The organism is Pseudomonas sp. ZT5P21 (assembly GCF_054897785.1).
Genome location: NZ_CM142705.1, coordinates 3,240,802 through 3,254,870, shown reverse-complemented (window position 1 = coordinate 3,254,870; position 14,069 = coordinate 3,240,802). Strand labels below are relative to the sequence as shown.

At 59.4% G+C, this 14,069-nt stretch carries 13 protein-coding genes and 2 pseudogenes; 5 read left to right on the top strand and 10 right to left on the bottom strand.

The annotated features are described in order from the left end of the window. Positions 1–82: 82 nt before the first annotated feature. The 3 genes from ACYZT9_RS15180 (at position 83) to ACYZT9_RS15170 (ending at position 3,027) form a co-directional block, all read left to right on the top strand. Positions 83–850 carry an ArsR/SmtB family transcription factor gene (locus ACYZT9_RS15180; RefSeq protein ID WP_462006246.1) on the top strand — a complete coding sequence of 256 codons (768 nt, stop codon included), beginning with the start codon at positions 83–85 and terminating at the stop codon, positions 848–850. Between the two features lie 117 nt (positions 851–967). After that, a complete protein-coding gene (locus ACYZT9_RS15175) occupies positions 968–2,188 on the top strand; it encodes a putative DNA modification/repair radical SAM protein (protein WP_462006245.1) in 1,221 nt (406 codons plus the stop codon). Further along, positions 2,185–3,027 carry a TIGR03915 family putative DNA repair protein gene (locus ACYZT9_RS15170; RefSeq protein WP_462006244.1) on the top strand — a complete coding sequence of 281 codons (843 nt, stop codon included), beginning with the start codon at positions 2,185–2,187 and terminating at the stop codon, positions 3,025–3,027. Before ACYZT9_RS15175 ends, ACYZT9_RS15170 begins: the two co-directional genes overlap by 4 nt. Positions 3,028–3,081: 54 nt before the next feature. Here ACYZT9_RS15170 and ACYZT9_RS15165 read toward each other — a convergent pair whose 3' ends face one another. From ACYZT9_RS15165 to ACYZT9_RS15145, 5 genes are all read right to left on the bottom strand, one after another. After that, positions 3,082–4,101, bottom strand: coding sequence for a branched-chain amino acid aminotransferase (locus tag ACYZT9_RS15165; RefSeq protein WP_462006243.1), 1,020 nt, complete (start codon positions 4,099–4,101; stop codon positions 3,082–3,084). 269 nt (positions 4,102–4,370) lie between these two features. After that, entirely contained in the window at positions 4,371–5,753 is a 1,383-nt protein-coding gene (gene lpdA / locus ACYZT9_RS15160; RefSeq protein ID WP_462006242.1) for a dihydrolipoyl dehydrogenase, read from the bottom strand. A gap of 3 nt (positions 5,754–5,756) precedes the next feature. Next, positions 5,757–7,028, bottom strand: a complete 1,272-nt coding sequence (locus tag ACYZT9_RS15155; protein ID WP_462006241.1) for a dihydrolipoamide acetyltransferase family protein — start codon at positions 7,026–7,028, stop codon at positions 5,757–5,759. After that, on the bottom strand, positions 7,029–8,087 hold the full coding sequence (locus ACYZT9_RS15150; RefSeq protein ID WP_462006240.1) for an alpha-ketoacid dehydrogenase subunit beta: 1,059 nt from the start codon (positions 8,085–8,087) through the stop codon (positions 7,029–7,031). It abuts the gene before it with no gap. 1 nt (position 8,088) lies between these two features. Then, positions 8,089–9,324: a thiamine pyrophosphate-dependent enzyme gene (locus ACYZT9_RS15145; protein WP_462006239.1), complete on the bottom strand. Its 1,236-nt coding sequence runs from the start codon at positions 9,322–9,324 to the stop codon at positions 8,089–8,091. Between the two features lie 185 nt (positions 9,325–9,509). Between ACYZT9_RS15145 and bkdR the strand changes: the two genes are divergently transcribed. Beyond that, a complete protein-coding gene (bkdR, locus tag ACYZT9_RS15140; protein ID WP_025111414.1) occupies positions 9,510–9,998 on the top strand; it encodes a Bkd operon transcriptional regulator BkdR in 489 nt (162 codons plus the stop codon). 25 nt (positions 9,999–10,023) lie between these two features. Here the strand turns inward: bkdR and ACYZT9_RS15135 are convergent, their stop codons facing one another. Further along, entirely contained in the window at positions 10,024–10,887 is an 864-nt protein-coding gene (locus ACYZT9_RS15135) for an MBL fold metallo-hydrolase (RefSeq protein ID WP_462006238.1), read from the bottom strand. Between the two features lie 163 nt (positions 10,888–11,050). Here ACYZT9_RS15135 and ACYZT9_RS15130 point away from each other — a divergent pair, with 163 nt between their 5' ends. After that, positions 11,051–11,851, top strand: a complete 801-nt coding sequence (locus tag ACYZT9_RS15130; RefSeq protein WP_462006237.1) for a sulfite exporter TauE/SafE family protein — start codon at positions 11,051–11,053, stop codon at positions 11,849–11,851. A 3-nt stretch (positions 11,852–11,854) separates the two neighbouring features. Here the strand turns inward: ACYZT9_RS15130 and ACYZT9_RS15125 are convergent. The 4 genes and pseudogenes from ACYZT9_RS15125 to ACYZT9_RS15110 all read right to left on the bottom strand — a co-directional run. Beyond that, positions 11,855–11,974: pseudogene (locus ACYZT9_RS15125) on the bottom strand (aldose 1-epimerase); the annotation flags it as partial. Positions 11,975–11,976: 2 nt separating this feature from the next. Beyond that, positions 11,977–12,075, bottom strand: a pseudogene (locus ACYZT9_RS15120) (aldose 1-epimerase); the annotation flags it as partial. A 68-nt stretch (positions 12,076–12,143) separates the two neighbouring features. Then, entirely contained in the window at positions 12,144–13,031 is an 888-nt protein-coding gene (locus ACYZT9_RS15115) for an SMP-30/gluconolactonase/LRE family protein (protein ID WP_462006236.1), read from the bottom strand. 53 nt (positions 13,032–13,084) lie between these two features. Then, positions 13,085–13,903 carry an NAD-dependent epimerase/dehydratase family protein gene (locus ACYZT9_RS15110; RefSeq protein WP_462006235.1) on the bottom strand — a complete coding sequence of 273 codons (819 nt, stop codon included), beginning with the start codon at positions 13,901–13,903 and terminating at the stop codon, positions 13,085–13,087. Positions 13,904–14,069 lie beyond the last annotated feature (166 nt).

Below are 14,069 nucleotides of genomic sequence, written 5' to 3'. Positions count from 1 at the left end.
GGTTGGCAGCCTTGTTCGTGGAGGGAAAAGTGTTGCTACTATCCCCAGTCCGAAAAGGCCTTGATTCGTCCGGGAGCGAAATATGAACGCAGAACAACACGACCTTGGGGTTTCGCACGTGGCGGCCGCCATTGCCGAACCGGCCCGGACCAGAATGTTGTGCTCGTTGATGGACGGCCACGCCCGCACCAGTACCGAGCTGGCGGCGATTGCCGAGGTCAGCGCTTCCACCGCCAGCGCGCACCTGGCCAAACTCAAGGACCTGGCGCTGGTTCGTCTGCACGTTCAGGGGCGTCATCGCTATTACAGCCTGGCGGACAAACGCGTGGCCCAGGCGCTGGAAGCATTGATGGTGATCGGCCAGAACACCGCGCCGACCTTCAACCCACGCACCCCGGACCGCCTGCAATTTGCCCGTACCTGCTATGACCATATGGCCGGTACGCTGGGAGTGTTACTGCATGACCGGCTGTTGGAAAAAGGCTGGCTGCTGGAAACCGATGAGCAGGCTTATCGGTTGAGCGACAGCGGCGAGGCGTTGTTGGAAGGATTGGGCATCGCAGTCAACGACCTGACCACGCAGCGCCGACGGTTCGCCTGCCCGTGTCTGGACTGGAGCATGCGCCGCCCGCATCTGGGTGGTTCGTTGGGCGCGGCGTTACTGCAAACGGCGATCAAGCGTAAGTGGGTGACACAGGATCTGGACAGCCGGGCGTTAGCTTTGTCCCCGCTGGGGCGCAAGGAAATCAGCGCGCGTTTTGAGATTGTTCTCCCTGTCGTCATTGAGCAGATCAAAATCGAAAGATCGCAGCCTTCGGCCGCTCCTACGGGCGGTACGCGTTCGACGTAGGGGCTGGCGAAGCCTGCGATCCTTTGATCCTGGGCTTCTCGACCAAGGGTCGGTTTATGGCTTGTGCCTCAGAGGCGGACTCTATACTGTATATGCACACAGTAAAAGGTCCGCCCAATGGAACTCATCGATAAGCTCGGCATCCTCGCCGACGCCGCCAAGTACGACGCGTCTTGCGCCAGCAGTGGCGCACCCAAGCGCAGCTCCGAGGCCAAGAGCGGGTTGGGCGCCACCGATGGGATGGGCATCTGCCATAGCTACACGCCGGACGGGCGTTGTGTGTCGTTGCTGAAGGTTCTGCTGACCAATTTCTGTCTCTACGATTGCCAATACTGCGTTAACCGGCGTTCCAGCGACGTGCCTCGTGCCCGCTTCACGCCGGAAGAAGTCGTGACGCTGACTCTGGATTTCTACCGGCGCAATTGCGTCAGCGGGCTGTTTCTCAGTTCCGGGATCATTCGCTCGGCGGACTACACCATGGAGCAGTTGATCCGCGTCGCGAAGCTGCTGCGCGAAGACCATGAATTTCGCGGTTACATCCACCTCAAGACCATTCCCGAAGCCGATCCGGCGCTGATCGAGGAAGCGGGGCGCTATGCCGACCGGTTGAGCGTCAATATCGAATTGCCCACTGACGCCAGCCTCCAGACCCTCGCCCCGGAAAAGCAACTCGGCTCGATCAAGCAAGCGATGCACACCATTTACACCGGCGAGCAAACCGTCCTCAACGAACCGCGTGCACGGAAATTCGCCCCGGCCGGGCAGAGCACGCAAATGATTGTCGGTGCCGATGACACCGACGACAGCACCATTCTCCACAGTGCCCAGGCGCTGTATGGCAACTTCCGCTTGCGCCGAGTCTATTACTCGGCGTTCAGCCCGATCCCCAACAGCCCGAAAAGTGTGCCGCTGGCCGCACCGCCGCTGATGCGTGAGCACCGCTTGTATCAAGCGGATTTCCTGTTACGCAGTTACGGTTTCACTGCGGGCGAATTGTTCAAAGGACCGGGGCATCTGGCGCTCGACATCGACCCGAAACTGGCCTGGGCGCTGGAAAATCGTGATGTTTTCCCGCTGGATCTCAATCGCGCCGAGGCGTCGTTGATCGCCCGTATTCCCGGTATCGGCCTGCGCACCACCGAGCGATTGGTGGAGCTTCGCCGTCAGCGACGTATTCGTTATGAAGACCTGGCCCGAATGCGCTGTGTTCTGGCCAAGGCCAAACCGTTTTTCATCACCAGTGACTACCACCCGCAGCAAGCCGAGGTCACCAGCCATCTGTTGTACCAGCAACTGCGCGACCGGCCGCAACCGCAGCAAATGGGGTTGTGGGGATGATCAATCTCGATTGCGATGACCTGTTCGACATCTGGCGCCAACAGGCACGTTGGCTGCTGAGTCATGAGGTTGATCCCAGTCGGGTGAGTTGGGCCAGTGAAGGCGTGTCCGATCTGTTTGCCAGCGACGAATCGCTGCCTGAGACGCAAGGACCCTTTCAGGCACGAATCCCGCGAACGTTACTCGACACCCTTGAGCGCGCAGCCCGTTATCGCGGCGATCAACGTTGGAGTGTGTTGTACGAGGTGCTGTGGCGGGTCAGCCATGGCGACCGTACTGCCATGATGGCAGGTGACAAGCTTGGCAGTGAGTTACAGAGAAGAATCAAGCAGATACAGCGAGAGGCTCATCATTTACATGCATTCGTTAGATTTGTCGCTCTGCCGGAAAACGACGGGCCGCACTACGTTGCCTGGCATGAACCGGCCCACGACATACTGCATAGCGCCAGTGAACACTTCATTGGCCGAATGGGCCGCCACCGCTGGTTGATCGCTACGCCACGGGACGGGGTTTACTATGATGGCGAGCAATTGATTCACCATCGCCAGTGCCCGGTTGAATGGCAGCAGCTCGCGCAAAACGTTGATGATCCGCATGGCGACATGTGGTTGACCTACTACAGCCACATCTTCAACCCGGCGCGGCTGAACCCGAAGGTCATGCAGGGGCATTTGCCGACGCGATTCTGGAAGAACCTGCCTGAAGGCGCGCTGATTCCGGGGTTGATCACTCAGGCTCGAACCGGCAAGCAACAGGACGGTCAGGCCAGCGGGATCAAGGGCAGGAGTGGAAAACGCATTGTTTCAGGGGGCGCCGAACGCGGTCAAGGCTCATAAAAAAGCCCGCCATCACCCAAGGCAATGGAGGGCTTCGATGCCACGGATGTCAGATCAAACCTTGACGATCCAGCCCGCTGGCGCTTCGATGTCGCCAGTCTGCACACCTGTCAGCTCTTTGTAGAGCTTTTGAGTGACCGGGCCGACTTCGGTTTCGCTATGGAACACATGCAGGTGGTCGTTGTAGCTGATGCCGCCGATCGGGGTGATTACGGCAGCTGTACCGCAAGCGCCGGCTTCCTTGAAGTCGGACAGCTTGTCGATGAACACGTCGCCTTCGACCACTTCCAGGCCCAGACGCGATTTCGCCAGTTCGATCAACGACAGACGGGTGATGCCCGGCAGTACCGATGGCGAGTTCGGCGTCACGAACTTGTTGTCATGGGTGATCCCGAAGAAGTTGGCCGAGCCGACTTCCTCGATTTTGGTGTGAGTCATCGGGTCCAGGTAAATGCAGTCAGCGTAATGCGCTTTCTTGGCCTGGGAACCTGGCATCAGGCTGGCAGCGTAGTTGCCACCAACCTTGGCCGCGCCGGTGCCTTGTGGGGCGGCACGGTCGTAGTTGGAGATCAGGAAGTTGTGCGGGGTCAGGCCACCTTTGAAGTAAGCGCCGACCGGGATGCAGAAGATCGAGAAGATGAATTCCGGTGCGGTACGCACGCCGATGTTGTCACCCACGCCGATCACGAACGGACGCAGGTAAAGTGCGCCGCCGGTGCCGTAAGGCGGGATGAAACGCTCGTTGGCACGGACCACTGCTTTGCAGGCTTCGATGAACTGCTCGGTTTCCACGAACGGCATCAGCAGGCGTGCACAGCTGCGCTGCATGCGCAGGGCGTTCTGGTCCGGGCGGAACAGGTTGATCGAACCGTCCTTGCAACGGTAGGCCTTCATGCCTTCGAAGCATTGCTGGCCATAGTGAAGGGCAGTCGAGCCTTCGCTGATGTGCAGCACGTTGTCTTCGGTCAGGGTGCCCTTGTCCCACTCACCATTACGATAGTGCGACAGATAGCGCTTGTCGGTCTTGATGTAGTCAAAACCCAGCTTGTCCCAATTGATGCTTTCGTTACCCATGACACCCTCTATCACTTAACAACCGCCGAAACGGTTCAAGGCTTCTGACGTTTTTTGGATGGGGACAACAATACTTCATTCCGGGCCTGTTTCGCAGCCCGGACTATCGGGTGATTGGCAGATAAATAATGTCGCCTTCGAAAATCGCGAGCAAGCTCGCTCCCACATTTGATCCCGGTCTGCCTTGAAATCTACAAACACCACAAATCCCCTGTGGGAGCGAGCTTGCTCGCGATGAGGCCATCATTGACCCCATCAATCCCCCTGCGTTACAGGTGCAACGGGTGGCCAAGAGCCCGCAACGCCGCTTCCTGCACCGCTTCACCCAGGGTCGGATGCGCGTGAATCGTGCCAGCAATATCCTCAAGCCGAGCGCCCATTTCCAGGCTCTGGCCAAATGCGGTCGACAATTCCGAAACACCCACGCCGACAGCCTGCCAACCCACAATCACATGATTGTCCCGACGAGCGACGACCCGCACGAAGCCGCTTTTAGACTCCAGCGTCATCGCTCGACCATTGGCCGCGAACGGAAAACTCGAAACGATGCAGTCCAGACCCGCCGCCTTGACGTCGTCGGGGGTCTTACCAACCACCACCAGTTCCGGGTCGGTGAAACACACCGCGGCGATTGCGGTCGGATTGAACTCGCGGGCTTTACCGCTGATCAACTCGGCCACCATCTCGCCTTGAGCCATGGCCCGGTGCGCGAGCATCGGTTCACCGCTCAGGTCGCCGATAGCGTAGACATTGCGCATGCTGGTCTGGCAACGGTTGTCGATCTTGATCGCCGAGCCGTTCATGTCCAGTTTCAGCGCTTCGAGATTCCAGCCTTGAGTGTTCGGTTTGCGACCGACCGCCACCAGCACCTGATCGGTTTCCAAGTTCAAGGTGTCGCCACTCGGGTCGAGAACCTGCAATGTATTACCATTGGAATCAAAGCCTTGAACGCTGTGCTTCAAGTAAAACTTCACGCCGAGTTTTTTCAGCTCATCGTGAATAGGTTGGGTCAGTTCGGCGTCGTAAGCTGGCAGTATACGATCCTGAGCCTCAACCACGCTGACGTCGGCTCCGAGCTTGCGATAGGCAATTCCCAGTTCCAGACCGATGTAACCGCCACCGACCACGATCAGCCGTTTCGGTACAGAAGTCGGCGCCAGGGCTTCGGTGGAGGAGATGATCGGTCCTCCAATCGGCAGCATCGGCAGGTTTACGCTTTTCGAGCCGGTGGCGAGCACCAGATGTTCACACTGAATACGCGTGTCGCCAACTTCGACGGTCTTGCCGTCGATCACATTCGCCCAGCCCTGAATGACTTGAATCTTGTTTTTCTTCAACAGCGCCGAGACGCCGGTGGTTAGGCGATCGACAATGCCGTCCTTCCACTCCACGCTTTTGCTGATGTCGAGGGTCGGCGCGGAAACGCTGATGCCCAACGCCGAGTTTTGACTGTGGTGCTGAGTCTGATGGAATTGCTCGGCAACGTGGATCAATGCCTTCGAGGGAATGCAGCCGATGTTCAGGCAGGTACCGCCCAGGGATTCGCCTTCTACCAGAATGGTCGAGATGCCCAGCTGGCCGGCACGGATCGCCGTCACATAACCGCCAGGACCGCCGCCGATGATCAGCAGTGTGGTGTTTAAAGTTTGCATTTCCTACTCCACGAACAGGGTGGCGGGTTGTTCGAGCAAACCGCGCACGGCCTGGATGAATTGCGCCGCGTCCATGCCATCGACCACGCGGTGATCGAAGGAGCTGGAGAGGTTCATCATCTTGCGGATCACGATCTGGCCTTTGACGACCATCGGGCGTTCGACAATTTTGTTGACGCCGACGATCGCCACTTCCGGCAGGTTCAACACCGGGGTGCTGACGATGCCTCCCAGCGCGCCAAGACTGGTCAGGGTGATACTCGAGCCGGACAATTCATCGCGGCTGGCCTTGCCTTTGCGCGCGGCGGTGGCCAAACGGGAGATTTCCTGAGCGTTGTCCCACAAACTGCGAGCTTCCGCGTGACGCACCACTGGCACCATTAAGCCGATGTCGGCTTGGGTGGCGATGCCGACATGCACCGCGCCAAGGCGGGTGATGACCTGGGCTTCGTCGTCGTAACGGGCGTTGATCTGCGGGAAATCGCGCAGGGCGACGACCAGCGCACGGACCAGGAACGGCAGCAAGGTCAGCTTGCCGCGGCTCGCGCCGTGTTTTTCGTTCAGGTGCGCGCGCAGTTCTTCCACGGCGGTGACGTCGATTTCTTCGACATAACTGAAGTGAGCGGCGCGCTGAGTGGCGTCCTGCATGCGTTGCGCAATCTTGCGACGCATGCCGATCACCGGGATTTGCTCTTCGTCGTGGCGCTGAGCGTAAGCGGCGGGGGCGGTCGATGCATTTGACTGACCTTGTGCCAGATAAGCGTCCAGATCTTCATGCAGAACTCGACCGGCAGGACCGGTCCCACGCACCAGACGCAACTGGATGCCGAGATCGAGTGCATGTTTGCGCACGGCCGGAGAAGCGAGCGGGCGCTCATCGGCTTCACGAGCCACCATTGGGCCTTGGCATACGGTTGCTCGCGGCGCTGCGGCAGGGGCGGGTTTGCTTTCGACAACGGCTTCGACTTTCGGCGCCGGTGCTTCTTTCACGGCGGCAGCCATAGGCTGAGCCGACTCTTTAACGTTGCCCGCGCCTTCGACTTCAATGCTGATCAGGATGCTGCCGACCGCCATGACTTCACCGGGCACACCGCCCAGCGCGATCACCTTGCCGTGCACCGGCGAAGGAATATCGACCATCGCCTTGTCGGTCATCACATCGGCCAGCACCTGATCTTCGACGACCATGTCGCCGACCTTAACGTGCCACACCGACAATTCAACTTCTGCAATGCCTTCGCCAATGTCCGGCATCTTAATAACGTGCGTGCCCATTCAGACCTCCATAACCCGATGCAAAGCCGCGCCCACACGGGTCGGGCCAGGGAAATACGCCCACTCTTGCGCGTGCGGGTAAGGGGTGTCCCAACCAGTGACGCGTTCGATCGGCGCTTCCAGGTAGTGGAAGCAGTGCTCTTGCACCAAGGCAACCAGTTCGGCACCGAAACCGCAGGTGCGGGTCGCTTCGTGAACGATCACGCAACGGCCGGTTTTCTTCACCGACTTGACGATGGTGTCCAGGTCCAGCGGCCAAAGGCTACGCAGGTCAATGACTTCAGCGTCGATACCGGTCTCTTCCGCCGCGACTTGCGACACATAAACGGTGGTGCCGTAGGTCAGGATGGTCACGTCCTTGCCGGGACGAGTGATGGCAGCGACGTCGAGTGGCACGGTGTAATAACCGTCCGGCACTTGCGCGGCCGGGTGTTTCGACCACGGGGTGACGGGACGTTCGTGGTGACCATCGAACGGGCCGTTGTACAGGCGTTTGGGTTCGAGGAAGATCACCGGGTCATCGTTTTCGATGGACGCAATCAACAGGCCCTTGGCGTCGTACGGGTTGGACGGCATGACCGTGCGCAAACCGCAGACCTGAGTGAACATCGCCTCGATACTCTGGCTGTGGGTCTGGCCACCGTAGATGCCGCCGCCGCAGGGCATGCGCAGGGTCATCGGTGCGGTGAACTCGCCGGCCGAGCGATAACGCAGGCGCGCGGCTTCGGAAATGATCTGGTCCGACGCCGGATAAACGTAATCGGCGAACTGAATCTCGGCCACCGGGCGCAAACCGTAAGCGCCCATGCCCACGGCGACGCCGACAATGCCGCTTTCGGAGATCGGCGCATCGAATACACGGGAGGTGCCGTACTTGTTCTGCAAGCCTTCGGTGCAACGGAACACGCCGCCGAAGTAGCCGACGTCCTGGCCGAAGACCACGACGTTGTCGTCACGCTCAAGCATCACATCCATGGCCGAGCGCAGGGCCTGGATCATGGTCATGGTGGTCGTGGTCATGGCGGTTTCCGGCTGAATATTGTTGTTGTGGTCGTTCATGTCAGATCCCCAACTCTTGACGCTGGCGCTTCAAGTGCTCCGGCATCTCTTTGTAGACGTCTTCGAACATGGTCGCGGCGCTCGGAATCTGGCCGCCGGCGAGGGTGCCGTACTGCTCGGCTTCTTTTTGTGCGGCGATGACTTCGGCTTCCAGTTCAGCGCTGACGGCGAGGTGTTCCTCTTCGGACCAGTGGCCGATTTTCACCAGATGCTGCTTCAAGCGCGCAATCGGGTCGCCCAACGGGAAGTAGCTCCAGTCGTCGGCAGGACGGTATTTGGACGGGTCGTCAGAGGTGGAATGTGGGCCGGCGCGATAGGTGACCCATTCGATCATGGTCGGGCCGAGGTTGCGGCGGGCGCGTTCGGCGGCCCAGGCAGAGGCGGCGTAGACCGCGACGAAATCGTTGCCATCAACCCGCAGGGAGGCAATGCCGCAACCAACGCCACGACCGGCAAAGGTGGTTGCTTCACCGCCGGCAATGGCCTGGAATGTGGAGATAGCCCATTGGTTGTTGACCACGTTGAGGATCACCGGCGCACGGTAGACGTGGGCGAAGGTGAGGGCGGTGTGGAAGTCGGCCTCAGCGGTAGCGCCGTCGCCGATCCAGGCCGAGGCGATTTTGGTGTCGCCCTTGATCGCCGAAGCCATGCCCCAGCCCACACCTTGTACGAATTGAGTGGCGAGGTTGCCGGAAATGGTGAAGAAGCCGGACTCTTTTACCGAATACATGATCGGCAACTGACGACCCTTGAGCGGATCGCGCTCGTTGGACAGCAGTTGGCAGATCAGGTCAACCAACGGGACTTCGCGCGCCATCAGGATGCTTTGCTGGCGGTAAGTCGGGAAGCACATGTCGTCGATGTTCAAGGCCAGGGCCTGGGCGCTGCCGATGGCTTCTTCACCAAGGCTTTGCATGTAGAACGACATTTTTTTCTGACGCTGAGCGACGACCATGCGGTTGTCGAAGATCCGCGTCTTGAGCATGGCGCGCATGCCTTTACGCAGGATCTCGACCGGGACGCCTTCGGCCCATGGGCCGAGGGCATTGCCCTCATCGTCGAGCACGCGAATCAGGCCCTTGGCCAGGTCGGCCGTGTCGGCGGGTTCTACGTCAATGGCGGGTTTGCGCACCGTGCCGGCGTCGGTCAGACGCAGGTAGGAGAAGTCGGTTTTGCAGCCTGGGCGGCCCGAAGGTTCGGGGACGTGCAGGCGCAGCGGTTCGTACGCTTGGTTCATGGCTTCTACGCTCGATCTTGTGAATTTCTTGTAGTGAGCTGACCGTCATTCCTCTGTAGGGGAAATCTTGTCCTACAACAATCATAGGCCCGGCCAAGAAGAATATTTCTCTCTGTTTCGTTGCGCTTGAGATCATTTGAGGATAAAAAATCTGCGTAAACATAAAAAGCAGGTGGTTTTGTCTCATGCGCAAACTGGACCGTACCGATATCGGCATTCTCAACAGCCTTCAGGAGAACGCGCGCATCACCAATGCCGACCTCGCGCGCTCGGTGAACCTGTCCCCGACGCCGTGCTTCAACCGGGTCAAGGCGATGGAAGAACTGGGGCTGATTCGTGAGCAAGTGACGCTGCTGGATGCTGATCTGCTCGGGCTGCATGTAAATGTGTTTATTCACGTGAGCCTGGAGAAACAGGTGGAGGAGGCGTTGCAGCATTTCGAGGAAGCGATCTCGGATCGCCCGGAAGTGATGGAGTGCTACTTGATGGCCGGGGATCCGGATTATTTGATCAGGGTGTTGGTGCCGACCATTCAGTCGCTGGAGCGCTTCATGATGGACTTCCTCACCAAAGTCCCTGGCGTGGCCAACATCCGTTCAAGTTTTGCGCTCAAGCAAGTGCGCTATAAAACCGCGCTACCGTTGCCGGCGAATGGGTTGACGTTGGGCGCTTAATGCGAAGCGTGGGCACGATCGATTTTCAGAGCTTGTTGATCGGAATTTTCAGGTAAGTGACACCGTTGTCTTCGGGAGGCGGCAAATTCCCCGCCCGCACGTTCACCTGAATCGCCGGCAGCAACAGCGCCGGCATGCCCAATCCGGCATCACGCTCGGTGCGCATGGCGACGAACGCGGCTTCATTGATACCGTCGCGAACGTGGATGTTGCTTTTGCGCTGCTCGCCCACCGTCGCCATGCACCGGGATTCGCGGCCTTCGGGCGGGTAATCGTGGCAGACGTAGAGACTCACGCTTGCCGGAAAGGCCAGCAACTTCTGGATCGAGGCGAATAACTGATTGGCATTGCCGCCGGGAAAGTCACAGCGTGCGGTGCCTACATCCGGCATGAACAGCGTATCGCCCACCAGAAGCACATGACTGTCAATCAGGTAAGCCATGTCCGCCGGGGTGTGACCGGGTACATGCAGGGCCGTGGCCTTAAGGTTACCGATCATGAACGATTCGTCCGGGGCGAACAGATGATCGAACTGCGAACCGTCCACCGCAAACTCCGGTTCGAGGTTGAACAGGCTTTTGAATACCCCCTGAACCTTGCTGATTGACTGGCCAATCGCAATTTTTCCGCCCAGTTCCCGACGCAAATAAGGCGCGGCGGACAGGTGATCGGCATGGGCGTGGGTTTCCAGCAGCCATTGCACTTGAAGGCGGTGTTCGCGGACAAAGGCCACGATCCTGTCGGCCTGGAAAGTGGCGGTGCGCCCGGCTGCCGGATCGTAATCCAGCACCGGATCGACGACCGCACACTGGCCGCCGTCGGCTTCATGGATCACGTAACTGTAGGTCGACGAGGCAGGGTCGAGGAAGGCTTCAATCAAGGCAGGCATGGTGGCCGTTTCTTCTGGGACAGGCATTGAGGGTAGTGTCATTTTCCCTGCGCTGACCAGCCCCCCAACAATTCAATTGATGTAAAAAGCTGCGCGGGCTCTATCCTGTCAGTCATCGATACCGGGCGTTCCCCGGCCTTTTTCCGCGGATCATGAGTGTTTTATGTTGCTGGCGAGTTTTTTTGGCCTGGTCATGGGGCTGGTCCTCGGATTGACCGGTGCCGGTGGCGGTATTCTGGCTGTTCCGGCCTTGGTGTTGGGGTTAAGTATGACCATGACTCAGGCAGCACCCGTTGCCTTGTTTGCAGTCGGAAGCGCGGCGGCGGTCGGGGCGATTGACGGTTTGCGCCACGGCTTGGTGCGTTATCGCGCAGCGCTGTTGATTGCCTTGCTGGGGGCGATTTTTTCGCCGGTCGGCATCTACTTAGCCCATCAGTTGCCGGAAAAAATTCTGATGATCCTCTTCAGCCTGCTGATGGTCATGGTGGCCTGGCGGATGCTGCGCCGCGAGCGACAGGAAGAAGGCCCGAACGACCATGGTCACGCCAACTGGGGCCAGAAAAACTGCATGCTCGATCACCAGACCGGACGTTTTTCGTGGACCGCCAGATGCACCGCGACGCTGGCGGCATTGGGCGCGGTGACGGGTGTTGTTTCCGGGTTGCTGGGAGTTGGCGGCGGGTTTCTGATCGTCCCGGCGTTCAAGCAACTGACTGACGTACAGATGCGCGGGATTGTCGCGACGTCCCTGATGGTGATCAGTCTGATTTCCGCCATCGGTGTGATCGGCGCGTTTCAGGCCGGGGTCAGAATCGATGGTCTAGGTGTGGCGTTCATCATCGCGAGCGTGGTCGGCATGATCATTGGTCGACAGCTTTGCGCACGAGTACCGGCCCGGGCGTTGCAGGTAGGTTTCGCCAGCGTCTGCCTGATCGTCGCGGTGTATATGCTGGTTCGGGCCTGAGGTCTACAACGGGCGATACTGCAGACTGAAAGCCAGTTCAGCGGACTGATCCTGCTCCAGCAACACCAGCCCCGGACGGCCGGGCAAATGGTGCGCATTGACTGGATGGCTTACGGGTTCGATGCCTGCCACGGCTGCTGCCAGGCGCTGCCGTGAATCGACAGCGGATCGGTGAGGCTGTTGGGCTCGATTGTCAGCCAGCCGTCCGGGCGATCGAAACCACCGGGGCGAGGATGAGGTGGGTGAGTTCGTCGTTGAGTTCGAGCAGGGTTGGCGTCATGAGCGGTTTCAGTCAGTGGTTGAAACGAGGTTCCGGCAAACCTTTTACACCAGGATCGAGAGCGAACACCCCCCCGGCCAGTGACTGTGGGTCCTGATCGTCACCGGGGCGGATCGAGGTCACGAACAACGTTTCCAGCCGACTGCCACCGAAGGCGCACATGGTCGGTTTTTTCACCGGAACGGCAACGGAGCGATCGAGACGCCCTTCGGGGGTGAAACGGTGAATCAGCCCGGCGTCGTTGGCGCAGATCCAGTAGCAGCCGTCAGCATCGACGGCGGCGCCATCGGGGCGACCGGGAAACTGATGCATATCGACGAATAGCCGCCGGCTTGAAGGCGTGCCGCTGTCGATGTCGTAATCGAAGGCCCAGATTTGCCGGACCAGGGGATGAGAGTCCGACAGGTACATCGTCCGGCCGTCCGGGCTGAATCCCAACCCGTTGGGCACGATGAATCCAGAAAGCTGCGCATCGAGCGGCCCGCGTTGACCGGCGCTGTAGCGATACAACGCGCCGTTGGCCGCGTTGGCGCCCATGTTCAAGACCATGCTGGCAGCCCAAAAGCGCCCCTGACGGTCACAACGACCATCGTTCAGGCGCATGTCGGTGCGAGGGTGATCGACGTGGGCCAACAGTTCACTGTCGAGACTGCCATCGTTGTGCGGCTGCAGGCGGAAAAATCCGCTTTCCATCCCGGCGACCCAGCTGCCGTCACGGTGACGGGCGATGCAGGCGAGCATTTCCGGCGCGGTCCACGCCTCGACATGGCCGCTTTCGGCGCTCCAGCGTTGCAGACCCCCGGCAGGAATGTCGACCCAGTACAGGGCGTTTTCCTCGGCGACCCAGACCGGGCTCTCACCGACCGTGTTACGGGCATCGACAATCAATTCGGCTTGCATGGCGACTCATTCCCTTGGGCTTTTGTTATGGGGATCAAGTGAAACACTGTGGTTCAGTCGCCGAACGGGCCGGCTGCGACAAAGGCGCCACCCTGGTAAACCATGGCCGGGTCATCTGCAGCCGGCATCGGTTGGGTTTCGACTTTTTCGCGGAACACTTCAGACGTGTCCTTGGGTGCATAACCTAGAGCAGTGGCGTAGCGGTTGTCCCACCAGACGTTCTTGTTGTCGGACGCGCCGTAGACGACGGTGTGGCCGACGTTCGGGGCGTACAGGGAACGTTCGATCAATTGGGTCAGGTCACCGAAGCTCAGCCAGGTGCTCATCATTCGACGGTTTTGCGGTTCCGGGAACGAAGAGCCGATGCGAATGCTGACGGTCTCGATGCCATAGCGATCGAAGTAAAAAGTGGCCATGTCTTCGCCGTAAGACTTGGATAAGCCGTAGTAGCTGTCCGGGCGGCGAGGAGAGCGGGCGTCGATCACTTCATCCTGTTTGTAGAAACCGATGACGTGGTTGGAACTGGCGAAAATCACGCGCTTCACGCCATGGCGCCGCGCGGCTTCGTAGATGTGGAACACACCACAGATGTTGGCGCCGAGGATGTCTTCGAACGAATGCTCCGTCGAGACGCCGCCGAAGTGCAGGATCGCGTCCACGCCTTCGACCAGTTGATGCACGGCTTGTTTGTCGGCGAGGTTGCAGGTCACGACTTCTTCGCGATCGTCGATGGCGGGCGCGATGTCGGCGATGTCAGATAGGCGAATCACGTTGGCATAAGGCCGCAGGCTTTCGCGCAGGACTTTACCGAGGCCACCGGCGGCGCCGGTGAGTAGCAGGCGATTGAAGGGGGCTTGGGAAGTGGTGATCATGGAAATTCCTGTTCGCGAAATTATTATTGTTGAATTCGTTGTAGGTTGTCGTATGACTTTGTCGAAGTATTGGTAGGGCTTCAAGTCTTGTCAACGCGACTTTGATTGAAAATGACGGAGGGTTCTGTGGCGAGGGGATTTATCCCCGTTCGGCTGCGAAGCAGTC

What these genes read in the sequence shown, in the direction of transcription:
- ACYZT9_RS15180 (WP_462006246.1), top strand. Translation starts at nt 83, where the DNA reads ATGAACGCAGAACAACACGACCTTGGGGTTTCGCACGTGGCGGCCGCC.
- ACYZT9_RS15175 (WP_462006245.1), top strand. Translation starts at nt 968, where the DNA reads ATGGAACTCATCGATAAGCTCGGCATCCTCGCCGACGCCGCCAAGTAC.
- ACYZT9_RS15170 (WP_462006244.1), top strand. Translation starts at nt 2,185, where the DNA reads ATGATCAATCTCGATTGCGATGACCTGTTCGACATCTGGCGCCAACAG.
- ACYZT9_RS15165 (WP_462006243.1), bottom strand. Translation starts at nt 4,101, where the DNA reads ATGGGTAACGAAAGCATCAATTGGGACAAGCTGGGTTTTGACTACATC.
- lpdA (WP_462006242.1), bottom strand. Translation starts at nt 5,753, where the DNA reads ATGCAAACTTTAAACACCACACTGCTGATCATCGGCGGCGGTCCTGGC.
- ACYZT9_RS15155 (WP_462006241.1), bottom strand. Translation starts at nt 7,028, where the DNA reads ATGGGCACGCACGTTATTAAGATGCCGGACATTGGCGAAGGCATTGCA.
- ACYZT9_RS15150 (WP_462006240.1), bottom strand. Translation starts at nt 8,087, where the DNA reads ATGAACGACCACAACAACAATATTCAGCCGGAAACCGCCATGACCACG.
- ACYZT9_RS15145 (WP_462006239.1), bottom strand. Translation starts at nt 9,324, where the DNA reads ATGAACCAAGCGTACGAACCGCTGCGCCTGCACGTCCCCGAACCTTCG.
- bkdR (WP_025111414.1), top strand. Translation starts at nt 9,510, where the DNA reads ATGCGCAAACTGGACCGTACCGATATCGGCATTCTCAACAGCCTTCAG.
- ACYZT9_RS15135 (WP_462006238.1), bottom strand. Translation starts at nt 10,887, where the DNA reads ATGCCTGCCTTGATTGAAGCCTTCCTCGACCCTGCCTCGTCGACCTAC.
- ACYZT9_RS15130 (WP_462006237.1), top strand. Translation starts at nt 11,051, where the DNA reads ATGTTGCTGGCGAGTTTTTTTGGCCTGGTCATGGGGCTGGTCCTCGGA.
- ACYZT9_RS15115 (WP_462006236.1), bottom strand. Translation starts at nt 13,031, where the DNA reads ATGCAAGCCGAATTGATTGTCGATGCCCGTAACACGGTCGGTGAGAGC.
- ACYZT9_RS15110 (WP_462006235.1), bottom strand. Translation starts at nt 13,903, where the DNA reads ATGATCACCACTTCCCAAGCCCCCTTCAATCGCCTGCTACTCACCGGC.